The 13,097-nt window shown below is 36.2% G+C and carries 10 protein-coding genes; 1 reads left to right on the top strand and 9 read right to left on the bottom strand.

All coding sequences use genetic code 11. The features are described from left to right. Window positions 1-104: 104 nt before the first annotated feature. From EsVE80_RS07905 to EsVE80_RS07940, 8 genes are all read right to left on the bottom strand, one after another. A complete protein-coding gene (locus tag EsVE80_RS07905; RefSeq protein ID WP_173103239.1) occupies window positions 105-548 on the bottom strand; it encodes a hypothetical protein in 444 nt (147 codons plus the stop codon). Window positions 549-699: 151 nt separating this feature from the next. After that, complete coding sequence (locus EsVE80_RS07910; RefSeq protein ID WP_232061327.1) at window positions 700-1,521, bottom strand: DUF1803 domain-containing protein; 822 nt, start codon at window positions 1,519-1,521, stop codon at window positions 700-702. Between the two features lie 132 nt (window positions 1,522-1,653). Beyond that, complete coding sequence (locus EsVE80_RS07915; RefSeq protein ID WP_173103241.1) at window positions 1,654-2,583, bottom strand: manganese-dependent inorganic pyrophosphatase; 930 nt, start codon at window positions 2,581-2,583, stop codon at window positions 1,654-1,656. Window positions 2,584-2,681: 98 nt separating this feature from the next. Then, window positions 2,682-3,437, bottom strand: coding sequence for a pyruvate formate-lyase-activating protein (pflA, locus tag EsVE80_RS07920; protein ID WP_173104160.1), 756 nt, complete (start codon window positions 3,435-3,437; stop codon window positions 2,682-2,684). A 117-nt stretch (window positions 3,438-3,554) separates the two neighbouring features. Beyond that, window positions 3,555-5,783, bottom strand: a complete 2,229-nt coding sequence (gene pflB, locus EsVE80_RS07925; protein WP_173103242.1) for a formate C-acetyltransferase — start codon at window positions 5,781-5,783, stop codon at window positions 3,555-3,557. Between the two features lie 281 nt (window positions 5,784-6,064). After that, the gene (gene parC / locus EsVE80_RS07930) at window positions 6,065-8,518 is read right to left on the bottom strand and encodes a DNA topoisomerase IV subunit A (protein ID WP_173103243.1); all 2,454 of its coding nucleotides are present in this window, start codon (window positions 8,516-8,518) and stop codon (window positions 6,065-6,067) included. A gap of 11 nt (window positions 8,519-8,529) precedes the next feature. Then, window positions 8,530-10,587 (bottom strand): DNA topoisomerase IV subunit B, encoded by a 2,058-nt coding sequence (gene parE, locus EsVE80_RS07935; protein WP_173103244.1) that lies wholly within the window; start codon window positions 10,585-10,587, stop codon window positions 8,530-8,532. A 362-nt stretch (window positions 10,588-10,949) separates the two neighbouring features. Continuing rightward, window positions 10,950-11,375, bottom strand: coding sequence for a CoA-binding protein (locus tag EsVE80_RS07940; RefSeq protein WP_173103245.1), 426 nt, complete (start codon window positions 11,373-11,375; stop codon window positions 10,950-10,952). A 135-nt stretch (window positions 11,376-11,510) separates the two neighbouring features. Between EsVE80_RS07940 and plsY the strand changes: the two genes are divergently transcribed. Then, window positions 11,511-12,143, top strand: coding sequence for a glycerol-3-phosphate 1-O-acyltransferase PlsY (plsY, locus tag EsVE80_RS07945; RefSeq protein WP_173103246.1), 633 nt, complete (start codon window positions 11,511-11,513; stop codon window positions 12,141-12,143). Between the two features lie 76 nt (window positions 12,144-12,219). Here the strand turns inward: plsY and EsVE80_RS07950 are convergent, their stop codons facing one another. Beyond that, window positions 12,220-13,095 carry an aldose 1-epimerase family protein gene (locus EsVE80_RS07950; RefSeq protein WP_173103247.1) on the bottom strand — a complete coding sequence of 292 codons (876 nt, stop codon included), beginning with the start codon at window positions 13,093-13,095 and terminating at the stop codon, window positions 12,220-12,222. Window positions 13,096-13,097 lie beyond the last annotated feature (2 nt).

Raw genomic sequence — 13,097 nt, forward strand, 5'->3', positions numbered from 1 at the left:
AAAATTTGACATTAAATGAATACTTACTCTTATTCATCTATCATTGTTTAATGCAAGTGGAATAGATTGCGAAAAAAGAAGGGATTGATCACTTCTTAGCTATCCTAATGTTCTACCCACAATTCTTTAATCACACCATTGGTATAAACTTTAAACAAAGATTCTATTTTACTTTTTGGACTCGTCGCAACAATTAAATAAAACTTTCCATTAGTGTCAAAATCCAGCTCTCCAACAACTTTGTATAGGCAAGGTTTACTATCATACTTCGTATTATCCAATAGATATTTAACAGCTTGTGCCCCTGTCACAATAAAATTATTTTCTACTAACCAATCGACTACTATCGGAACAATAGTTTGTGCCCCAACCTCTTTTTTTTGCTGAATTGCTAAAATAATTTCTCCATCTGAAAAACGACGCTCATCAATTTTATTAGCTTTTAATTCAGCTCGTGCATTCTCTACTTCTGTCGTCGAAATAAACTGAATCATCGAACCCTTTGTTATCGGTCTATTTTTTACATATTCTTTTTTAATCTTCTCCATCCAGAAGCCCCCCTGATTCATTCTATAATAATAATATCATTATTTTGTTATAAACTCAACGATTTTTATTATCATTTTTTAATTTATTTTTAAAATAATCGGGTTTTCTAGCTGGTTATCAAAATCATTACCAGAATTGCCTATTCTACTATCAATCTTTGAGAAGAATATATTGTAAAGAGTCATTTCCTTTCCATTCTAAAAATTTAGTAAATAACAAACGCCATTTTAAAGTATCTCCGGCTAAGTTAATCGAATTATCTTCATAATGTTTTAAAAGCGGCGTACGCAATTGCCAAACTCCCTCAGTATCAACACTCAATATTTTAGTGATTAACAACGCTTGGCTAAAAATAGAGGGTCTAACTTTTTTACCTCGATGAATTCTTTGAATGATATAAGAAAACTGGTTTAGCGCATAATCCTGATCGACATCTCCTAAGACATCGTATAGAGCAAATTCTTCAGTTATGGTATTATCTTCTCTTAAAGCAGTAAAATAGTACGGAAGTGTCGTATAGTCTCCTTGCAATTGACAGCTTATCAAAGTGATTTCATCATTTTTTAATTCCGAAATATCTGCTAATTGGATTTCTTCATGAACTGCATAGAAATATGTTGTTTGTAAAAGTCTATTAAAATAATTCAATTCAGCGAATAAATTTTGACTGTCCTCTTTCTTCAATATTTCCAACGCTTCTTGAAAGGTTTCTTCTTTTTCCAGATCCGTAACCATTTTTTGAGAAAAAATAGGAAATCTTAAATAATATCGCCTATCTACTCTTTCTAATAATCGTAACTTGATTGCTATCTCTATCGTTTTTTCTAAATCACGATTGGAAATCTCTTTTTTTAAATCACGTAAAGTAGCTGCTTCATGTTGATAAAGATAGTGACAAAGACTATGGAATGTAGCTTTATTCACCAAATTTTGATATGCCTTTTTGTTATTGCCGCCATAATAAAATCTCATATTTTTCACTATTCCAATCTTATAAAAATCATCTATAAAGAGAAATACTCGAACTAGTATCTCATCGTTTTATCCCCTAAGATAACGATGAGGTCACTATTGTTCGAGTATCATTTCTAATAATTTACTATTTTAAGAAAAAGCTGCTGTCAACTGTGGCACAACTTGTTTCTTACGGGAAACCACACCTTTTAGTAATGCACGATTATTTTCCAGCGAAATATTAAAAGCTGCTTCTACCTTTTCTTTGGATTCGCCTACAACCAATAGCTCAGAATCACTATCCAAAATATTTGTAACAATTAAGACAAATAAATCATAACCATGTTTTTCATTTTCAACTACCATTGCTGCTTCTAATTCTGCTTGTCGATCAAAAACTTCTTTTAAATCAACGGTGTTAATTTGTCCAATACGGATATTTTTCTCTCCCATTGGAAAACTTTTCGCATCAAGGTCCAACAAAACACTGGCAGGTTTATCACTTAAATTTGTACCAGCTTTTAACATTTCCAATCCGTATGCTTGATAATCTGTTTCACAAATTTCTGCAAGTTCTTTAGCTGCAACAATATCAGCTGGCGTACAAGTTGGTGATTTGAATAGCAATGTATCCGAAATAATTGCAGAAAGCATAATTCCAGCAATTGGTTCGGGGATTGCTACTTGTTCTTCTTTATATAGTTTCAAAATAATTGTACTAGTACATCCAACCGGTTCTGCCCGATAGTACAATGGATTGGCCGTTTCAAAGTTGGCAATACGATGATGATCGACAACAGCTAATATATTTGCTTCTGCGATATCTGCCGCACTTTGTTGGAATTCATTGTGATCAACCAACATTACATTTGTTGTTTCATCTTTTACAGTTGAAATGACACGAGGAGCTTTTAAACCAAAATGATCCAAAGCATACTGAGTTTCTTCACTTGGTGTACCTAACGCAACTGCTTCAACATCTTCCTCCCGTAATGTATTTTGCAAGTAAGCAAAAGCAATTGCTGCACCAATTGCATCAGTATCTGGATTTTGATGACCAAAAACTAAAATTTTCGACATATGTGACACTCCTTTAATAAACATAGGTTTTACATTCCTCTTTATGATAGCAAAAAACAGGAAAGATTCAATCATAAACGCATCTTTCCTGTCAATTTTTAACGTGTTAAGTACTTCGTGTATTCATCAGTATGCAACAATTCTTTTGCATTTTTGACTCGGGTCTCAGTTGGGGGCTCAATTCCTTCCAGCGGATATTTTAAGCCCAATTCTTGCCACTTGTATTTGCCCATGGTGTGATAAGGTAGAATTTCAACCTTATCGACATTTTCCAAGGTCTTAATAAAACTATCCAAGCGTATCAGATATTCGTCGTAATCGCTACGATGCGGAACCAAAACATGACGAATCCATACGGGTTTTTGTATTTCCGATAAATACTTAGCCATCTCTAAAATAGGCGTATTGGCTTGTTTCGTTAGTTTTTTATGGGCATCATTGTCGATATGTTTAATATCAAACAGTAATAAATCGGTGTATGTCATTAAGGTATTGAATTTTGAAAAGAAAGGTTCTTCTCTTGTAAACGGTTGGCCACAGGTATCAATTGTTGTATGCACCCCTGCAGCTTTTGCTTTTTTGAATAAATCAATAAGAAAATCAATTTGCAACAACGGTTCCCCACCGCTTACAGTGATCCCGCCTTTTTCACCCCAAAATTCTTGATACTTTAATGCTTCTTCTAAAACATCGTCTGCTGTACGCTCTGTCCCACTTCCTATTTTCCAAGTATCGGGATTATGGCAAAATTCACACCGCATTCTACAGCCTTGGGTAAAAACAATAAAACGAATGCCTGGTCCATCAACGGAACCAAAACTTTCAGTTGAATGAATACGACCTGTCACAGTCATGTCGATGACTTCCTTTCGTAAATGAAATCCTTGAAATGTTTTTTGGAAAAAATACTCTAAAACAAAAGCAGCGGATAGTTTCCCATCCGCCACCTGGTATTGCTTTTGAATTTAACCTTACATAGATTCGTGCATTGTCCGCGCAATTACGTCATCTTGTTGTTCTTTCGTTAACTTGATGAAGTTTACGGCATAACCAGATACCCGAATAGTTAATTGTGGGTATTTTTCTGGATGTGCTTGTGCATCTAATAATGTATCGCGATTGAAGACGTTAATATTTAAGTGGTGACCACCTTTTGTTGCATAACCGTCTAACATTGTTGCCAAGTTTTCTTCTTGCGTTGCTTCGTCACGACCTAATGCTTTTGGCACAATAGAGAATGTATTTGAAATACCATCTAATGAATAGTCGTAAGGAATTTTCGCTACAGAAGATAAGCTTGCTAGCGCACCATGCGTGTCGCGACCGTGCATTGGGTTTGCACCTGGCGCAAATGGTTGGCCAGCACGACGACCGTCTGGTGTATTCCCTGTTTTCTTCCCATAAACCACGTTTGATGTAATGGTAAGAATAGAAGTTGTATGTTTTGCATCACGGTATGTTTTGTTACGTTTCACTTTTGTCATGAAGGTCTTCAATAAGTTCACAGCGATTTCATCTACCCGATCATCGTTGTTTCCATATTTTGGATAGTCGCCTTCAATAACGTAATCTTCTACGATCCCATTTTCATCACGAACTGTTTTTACTTTGGCATATTTAATAGCTGATAAAGAGTCCACAGCTACTGAGAACCCAGCGATCCCTGTTGCCATTGTCCGTAAGATATCAGTATCTTGTAAGGCCATTTCAATTCGCTCGTAGGAATATTTATCATGCATGTAGTGAATGATGTTTAATGTATTTAGATACAATTCTGTAATCCAATCCATCATGGCATCATATTTTGTCAATACTTCGTCATATTCCAAGTATTCAGATGTAATCGGTTGATATTTTGGTCCAACTTGGGCTTTTGATTTTTCGTCTACCCCACCGTTGATTGCGTATAACAATGTTTTAGCCAAGTTTGCACGGGCACCGAAGAATTGCATTTGTTTCCCAATCCGCATAGCAGATACACAACAAGCAATTCCGTAGTCATCGCCCCAATGTGGACGCATAACATCATCGTTTTCATATTGAATCGCTGATGTTTGGATACTCATTTTCGCACAGAAAGTTTTAAAATTGTGTGGTAAACGAGTAGACCATAAAACAGTCAAGTTTGGTTCTGGCGCAGGCCCTAAGTTTGATAATGTGTGTAAGAAACGGAAGCTGTTTTTAGTTACCATATGGCGACCATCTTCTCCTACACCACCAATTGATTCGGTTACCCAAGTTGGGTCACCAGAAAATAGCGCGTTGTATTCAGGTGTTCGAGCAAATTTTACAAGACGCAATTTCATTACGAAATGATCGACAATTTCTTGTGCTTCTTCTTCTGTCAAAACGCCGTTTTGTAAATCGCGTTCCACATAAATATCTAAGAAAGTAGATGTCCGGCCAAGTGACATTGCCGCACCATTTTGTTCTTTAATAGCTGCTAAGTAACCAAGGTATAACCATTGGAAAGCTTCTTTTGCGTTTGTCGCAGGTTGTGAAATATCAAAACCGTAAATGTTGCCTAGTTCTTTTAATTCTGCTAAAGCACGAATTTGTTCACTTAATTCTTCTCGTTGACGGATAATGTCTTCTGACATTGTACCGTTGCCACAATTCGCTAAATCTTTTTGTTTTTCTTTAATTAAGAAGTCTACCCCGTATAATGCTACACGACGGTAGTCACCGATGATACGTCCACGACCGTATGCATCTGGTAAACCTGTGATGACACCAGAACGACGGGCAGCACGCATTTCAGGCGTATAAGCGTCAAATACACCTTGGTTATGGGTTTTACGATAGTCACGGAAGATATGTGAAATTTCAGGATCAATTTCAAAACCGTATTCTTCAGCGGCTTGTTCTGACATCCGGATTCCACCAAAAGGTTGTAAACCCCGCTTGAATGGTTTATCTGTTTGGAAACCAACTACTGTTTCTAAGTCTTTATTTAAATAACCTGGGCCATGAGAAGTGATTGTAGAAACCACTTTTGTGTCCATGTCTAAAACGCCACCGTTGTCGCGTTCTTGTTTGTTTAATTCCATTACTTGATCCCAAAGTTTAGTGGTAGCTTCTGTAGGACCTGCTAGAAATTCATCAGTGCCGTCAAATTGTGTGTAGTTTGCTTGGATAAAATCACGTACGTTTACTTCATTTTGCCAAGCTTTGCCTTTAAATCCGTTCCATTGTTCCATTGAATGGACCCTCCTTAAAAATTAGCTATGCTTATGTAACAGCTTTACGAACACAGTATAACACATCACTTTGACTTTGCAAGCATTTTCTTGTGTGTAGGTGAACTATTTACACTGTTATCTTATAAAACCGCTTAAAAAGCTTACTATATTAGCATTTTGCTCTTTCAAAATTATCTTATTTTTTTGATAAACAAGCCCTTTCATTATACTTCATGCTCACAAAAAAGCATTTCTGTATTAATACAGAAATGCTTTTAAAACACAACTATTATAACAGTTTAGTTTTTGACAATAATCGGCTGTTTAATTACCTGTACATCAATCACTTGACCCCCATTTTTTTCGTCTATAACAAAAGATCCATTTGAGGTCCGATCAGAAATATTAAAAGTATTAACATTTACTTCAGTTTGTTGACCCTTTTGATTGGTTAATAATAACGTCTGGTCTAGTCCATCTCCCATATAAACAATTCGATGCGGATTATTTTTTAGTTCTCTTAAGACCATTAATCCTCGCTTTGCTCGTCCTAATTGATTTAATTCTTGAGCCAACATTCGTTTGACAGCTCCTCTTTGAGTAACAATAACAACCGGATTATCGCCATTTGGATACACTAATAGCCCATTAACCACATAGTCATCAGCTTTTAAGTTAATTGATTTTACTCCGGCTGCTTTTGGTCCAACCACAGGGACCTCACTTAGTGGATAACGCAAACCAAAACCTCGGTGACTTACTAGAAAAACATCTAACATGTCTGCTTCATCTACTAAAAAGATATCTGTTACAACATCATCAGGATCTTTAAATTTAACAATAGCTAATGGACGGCTCTTATAAGTTCGCCACGGTTCAAATTCTGTCATTTTTGTTTGCTTAATGAAACCATTTTTCGTTATCACTACAAAGTTTTTAGCAGGATCAAGTTGTTTATAGGAGTAAACAGCGATAATCGCTTCATCTACGGCCATATTCAACATAGTTTGTGAAATATGTTCACCGATTTCTTTCCAACGTAAATCTGGTAATTCGTGAACAGGACGATAAATGACATTTCCTTTATTGGTAATTAAGAGTAGGTGATCTAGTGTATTGACTTCACCTGTGTATAATACAAAATCACCATCTTTCATTCCTATCTCCTCTGGCTTAGAGGCAGCATAAGAACGCAAACTACTACGTTTAATATACCCATCATGGGTAACAGAAACGATAACATCTTCTTGTGCAACTAAAACTTCTGTTTCAATTTTCAACTCTTCAATTTCAGCTTCGATTTGCGTCAACCGGGACTGTCCGTATTGCTTTTTAACTTCTTTCAACTCATTTTTTATCACCTTCAAAAGCTCTGCTTCATCATTCAAAATTCTTTCTAATTCAGCAATATAAGCAGCTAATTCTTTCGCTTCTTGTTGTAATTGCGTAATATCTGTATTGGTTAAACGATACAATTGTAAATTGACAATTGCTTCTGCCTGCGCTTCAGTAAAACCATGCACCACAATTAAATTATTTTTGGCATCTTTTTTATCTTTACTACCACGAATTGTAGCAATAACTTCATCTAAAATTGATAATGCCTTCATTAAGCCATCAACGATATGCTGGCGTTTTTGTGCTTTATCCAATTCAAAGCGACTACGTTTTATTACAACATCTCTCCGATGTTTGACATAACTTTGTAAAATTGTGACTAACCCAACCTGCTTGGGCCGCATTTCATCAATGGCTACCATATTAAAATTGTAATTAATCTGCAATTCCGTATTCTTAAATAAATAATTCAAAATACCCTCAGCATTGGCATCTTTTTTCAACTCTACTACGATTCGCAGCCCAGTTCTATCTGTTTCATCTCGAACTTCAGCAATCCCGTCGATTTTTTTTGCCAAACGAATTTCGTCGATTTTCTTTACTAAAGTAGCTTTATTTACTTCATAAGGAATTTCAGTTACCACAATCTGCTCTTTATTGCCTTTGATTTTTTCAATCTCAGTTTGGGAACGGAGGATTACTTTTCCCTTACCAGTTTCATAGGCCTTCTTTAGCTCGGCTTTTCCTTGTAAAATTCCGCCAGTTGGGAAATCCGGACCTGGAATAAATTCCATTAATTTGTCTAAGCTTGCATGAGGATGATCAATTAAATAAATCGTACCATTAATTACTTCAGCTAGATTATGAGTTGGAATTTCTGTTGCATAACCAGCAGAAATTCCAGTTGAGCCATTTACTAAAAGATTGGGGAATTTTGCTGGTAAAACAGTCGGTTCCTTTTCCGTGTCATCAAAATTCCAAACCATATCCACTGTTTCTTTTTCAATATCTTTTAGCAACTCACCGCTCAACTGTGATAAACGAGCTTCTGTATAACGCATTGCTGCAGGAGGATCTCCATCCATACTTCCGTTATTTCCATGCATCTCAATTAAAATAGCTCGTAATTTCCAATCTTGACTCATCCGAACCATAGCTTCATAAATACTGCTGTCTCCGTGAGGATGGTAATTTCCCATAATATTCCCCACAGACTTTGCTGACTTACGAAATGCTTTTTCATAAGTATTACCATCTTTATTCATCGCATATAAGATTCGACGTTGTACCGGTTTTAAACCGTCTCTTATATCTGGCAAAGCGCGTTCTTGAATAATATATTTTGAATAGCGGCCAAAGCGGTCGCCCATGACTTCCTCAAGTGTTAATTCTTGAATATTATGATTGTGTTCCACTTTGCCACCTCCTATTCTTCAAATAAGCTGATTTCTGCAAAGTTATCTTTGCTACCATCGGCATTTTTTGCGTGTGCTTTTTCTTCCTCAAAAATTTCACTGCTAGATACTTCTTCATCCGCTTTTTTTTCTAAAATGCTGCCATCTTCTTCTAATGAAAATTGAACGTGACTTTCAATCCACTTACGCCTTGGTTCAACTTTATCGCCCATTAATGTCGTAACACGTCGTTCTGCTTGGGCCGCATCGTCAATTCGCACGCGAATTAACGTACGAGTTTCAGGATCCATGGTGGTTTCCCACAATTGTTCGGCATTCATTTCTCCTAACCCTTTGTAACGTTGCAACATATAACCTTTTCCAACTTTTTGAATAACTTGTTGTAATTCTTCATCGGTCCAAGCGTATTCAGTCACCGCTTTTTTACCGATACCTTTTGAAACTTTATAAAGAGGAGGTAACGCAATATAGACTTTTCCAGCTTCAATTAATGGTTTCATATAACGATAAAAGAAAGTTAAAAGCAACACTTGGATATGGGCACCATCCGTATCCGCATCTGTCATAATAATCACTTTGTCGTAATTACAATCTTCAATAGCAAATTCTGGCCCCACACCCGCACCAATCGTGTAAATCATGGTGTTAATTTCTTCATTTTTCAAAATATCTTGTAGTTTGGCTTTTTCGGTATTAATTACTTTTCCTCGCAGTGGCAAGATTGCTTGGAACTTGCGATCGCGTCCTTGCTTGGCAGAACCACCGGCAGAATCCCCTTCGACCAAATATAATTCATTTTTCTGAGGGTTTCGTGATTGAGCTGGTGTTAATTTCCCTGAAAGTAATGATTCACCTTTTTTACGTTTTTTACCGGTACGACTCTCTTCGCGAGCTTTACGGGCTGCTTCGCGAGCCTCACGAGCTTTAATAGCTTTACGAACTAACATTTGGCTCATTTCGCTATTTTCTTGCAAATAAAAACCAAGCTGCTCGCCTAAAACACCATCAACTGCATTTCTTGCACTTGGAGTCCCTAGTTTTTCTTTTGTTTGTCCTTCAAACTGTAATAAGTTTTCTGGAACTCGAATTGAAAGTACGGCAGCTAATCCCTCACGAAAATCGCTTCCTTCCAGATTACGATCTTTTTCTTTTAATAGATTTACTTTACGCGCATATTCATTAAAAGCTTTTGTTAAGGAAGCTTTCATACCAGCTTCATGTGTGCCGCCATCTTTTGTGCGGACATTATTAACAAAAGATAAAATATTTTCTGAATAGCCATCGTTATATTGCATCGCAATTTCTACTTCAATGCCATCTTTTTCCCCATTAAAGTAAATCACTGGTGTTAGGGTGTCTTTTTCCTCGTTAAGGTAAGCAACAAATTCTTTGATACCTTCTTCAAAATGAAAAACTTCTGATACTGGCTCTTCACCACGTAAGTCCGTCAATGTAATTTTGACGCCACGTAATAAAAAGGCAGATTCCCGCAGGCGCTCAGCTAATGTTTCATAAGAAAACTTAATTGTTGAAAAAATGGTATCATCCGGTAAAAAAGTGACAGTAGTACCGTTCTTCTTTTTCGTTTTTCCAATTTTTTTCAATGTTCCTTGCGGTTTGCCGCCGTCTTTAAATTTTTCTTCATAAGCAATTCCATCACGGACAATCGTTACAGTAAGCCATTTTGATAAAGCATTTACCACACTTGCTCCTACACCATGAAGGCCTCCAGAAGTTTTATACCCTCCTTGTCCAAATTTCCCACCCGCGTGAAGGACAGTAAAAATAACTTCCACAGTTGGAATGCCAGAAGCATGCATCCCAACAGGCATACCGCGACCGTTATCACTAACTGTAATACTGTTATCTTGACTAATTGTGACATCTATTTCATTACCAAAACCAGATAAAGCCTCATCGACAGAATTATCGACAATTTCGTAAACTAAATGATGTAATCCACGACTATCCGTCGAGCCGATATACATTCCTGGTCGTTTTCTGACAGCCTCAAGTCCTTCCAAGACTTGAATGGAGGCGTCATTATACTCAGTTGTTTTTTTTGCCAAAGCAAACGCTCCTTTGATAAAAGTAATGGGACAAGCCCTGTTATACTACACTATTTTAACGCAATTCAAAAGCGCTCCTTCTATCTTACTCTAAAAAACCTGTGAAAAAAAGTATTAAATAAGTAAGAACAAAGACACCCTTCAAACTGAAAAGAAAAAACAAACATACGTTCTTGATTATTTTAAAGAAAAAAACTTGTAAATGCAATCCCAACTAATAATAAAAACACTTTTACCTAAGGATTATTTTCATAAACACTAGTTATTTACGTAGATTAAATCTACCCTTAAGACAAAAAAATAAGCAAACTCTTATGTTGCTCAAGTAGCTTTCAAGTTTGCTTAGTGAACTTTTATTAAATTTAGTATGCTTCCATTTTGTTTAACTCAATTTTGATACAACGATTCATAATCACATTACCCCGATTTGCTGCCTGTAACATTTCAAAAGCTTGTTCACTTTCTAAACCCAATTGGGCCCAGTAAACTTTAGCATCAGTTTTTAAAAAGTCTGCTGCTACTTCCGGTAAAAACTCGCTGCGACGGAAGATATCCACGATGTCAATTTTTTCTGGAACACTCACTAAGTCTGAATAAACTGTCTCGCCTAGAATTTCACTTCCTGCATATTGTGGATTTACTGGAATAATCCGATAGCCATGGTTTTGTAATAGTCGTGCGATTTGAAAACTTGTACGATCTTCCTTTGGACTCAATCCAACTACCGCAATCGTTTTTGCTTCTTTTAAAAATTGAAATATTTTTTCTTGGCTAGGATTTTGAAACATACTACCACTCCTTAACTTATCAAGTTTGATTATTGACCATCTAGACTATATCCTATTAAAGAAATATTAGCAAAGAGTTGTTCCTGTTTTTTTTTCATGCTAAAATTACGCTAGTTTGAAGAATTGAGGTTATTTATGAAAGTAATTATTTTAATGATAATCGCCTACTTATTAGGATCTATTCCTTCTGGTGTCTGGATTGGAAAAATTTTCTACCACAAAGATATCCGACAATTTGGAAGTGGCAATACTGGTACTACCAATACATTTCGTGTTTTAGGAAAACCGGCTGGAACTATTGTTTTATTAATGGATATTTTGAAAGGAACATTCGCCACATTGTTGCCAGCCATATTTCATATTACAAATATTAACCCGCTATGGTTTGGCGTTTGTGCCATTTTAGGTCATACTTTCCCGATTTTTGCCGGTTTTAAAGGTGGAAAAGCCGTGGCGACAAGTGCCGGAATGTTACTAGGCTATAGTCCTATCTTCTTTATTTACTCTGCAACAATTTTTGTTATTTGTCTTTTTATCACCAGTATGGTGAGTTTAACAAGTATGATTGCGGCAGTTTTAATTACGTTGTCTACAGTTATTTTACCAACAGTTTGGCCATCAGTTTTACCTGAGCACAACTGGCTTTTAACAATCATTGCAACTGGTCTTACACTATTTATTTTTTATCGTCACCGTGACAACATCAAACGCATAAAAAATGGCACAGAAAGTCGAATTCCATTTGGCTTAAATCGCCAAAAAAAATAAGTCCAACCTCATTAATCTTATTGTCAATTTCAAAAAGACCACTAAAAGACTAAAGTCTTTTAGTGGTCTTTTAATTTTATTTTACAGTAATTGCATATTTTGTACTAAATTTTTCTCGACCAGCAAGTTGTTGAATTCCTAATTTCTCAATAAGTTCTCCGGTAGACTCCGTTGTATCCGCGATACCGCACCATGGTTCAATACAAACAAAAGGCGACTCCGTTGGATAAGGTGACCAAATCCCAACATACGGCATATCTTTATAACTTAACGTGACACTATGCGGGGATTTTTCACTACAAATAGAAATTGCATTTAACCCTTTTGTTTCAAAGATAACCGCATCATTTTTAAACATATCATGTGTTAACGCTAAATTTGTATTGGTCTGTCCAAGTGTACGCTGTTCTAAATTGATATAGTTCCCATCAAGAGGCAAATTTAACCGCGATTTACGTGGAGAAAAAGCTAAATAATAGTCTTCAAAACTCAATCCTTCTGCTAAAGGAACATTGAAGGCTGGGTGCCCTCCAATTGAAAAGAACATTTCTTCTTCATCCAAATTTTCCACTTCATATTTCACCGTCAAACCATCACCGCCTAGTTCATAGCGAATAATTAGTTCAAAGTTAAAAGGAAAAACTGCTTTAGTTTCAGGCGTTGCGGACAAAATAAAACTAGCAGTATCACCGGATTCTTCTAAAAGTTCAAAATCCATATTGCGAGCAAAACCATGTTTAGGTAAGTGATACGTTTGGCCTTTATAGCGGTAGCTATCTTCTTTTAAAGCACCTACAATAGGAAATAAAACAGGTGCATGTTTTCCCCAGTACTTAGGATCTGCTTGCCAAATATATTCCAAACTATTGGCTTTACTAACTAAACTTTGTAGCTCGGCTCCATGTAAGGAAATCTGAGCTTTTAGCTGATCATTTTCAATTGTAACCGTCATTT

The sequence above is a fragment of the Enterococcus saigonensis genome, from assembly GCF_011397115.1.
GTDB lineage: Bacteria > Bacillota > Bacilli > Lactobacillales > Enterococcaceae > Enterococcus_C > Enterococcus_C saigonensis.

Bases quoted from the DNA above. Each gene is read 5' to 3' on its own strand.
- EsVE80_RS07950 (WP_173103247.1), bottom strand. From the start codon at position 13,095: ATGACGGTTACAATTGAAAATGATCAGCTAAAAGCTCAGATTTCCTTA.
- EsVE80_RS07940 (WP_173103245.1), bottom strand. From the start codon at position 11,375: ATGTTTCAAAATCCTAGCCAAGAAAAAATATTTCAATTTTTAAAAGAA.
- EsVE80_RS07905 (WP_173103239.1), bottom strand. From the start codon at position 548: ATGGAGAAGATTAAAAAAGAATATGTAAAAAATAGACCGATAACAAAG.
- pflA (WP_173104160.1), bottom strand. From the start codon at position 3,437: ATGACTGTGACAGGTCGTATTCATTCAACTGAAAGTTTTGGTTCCGTT.
- plsY (WP_173103246.1), top strand. From the start codon at position 11,511: ATGAAAGTAATTATTTTAATGATAATCGCCTACTTATTAGGATCTATT.
- pflB (WP_173103242.1), bottom strand. From the start codon at position 5,783: ATGGAACAATGGAACGGATTTAAAGGCAAAGCTTGGCAAAATGAAGTA.
- EsVE80_RS07915 (WP_173103241.1), bottom strand. From the start codon at position 2,583: ATGTCGAAAATTTTAGTTTTTGGTCATCAAAATCCAGATACTGATGCA.
- EsVE80_RS07910 (WP_232061327.1), bottom strand. From the start codon at position 1,521: ATGAGATTTTATTATGGCGGCAATAACAAAAAGGCATATCAAAATTTG.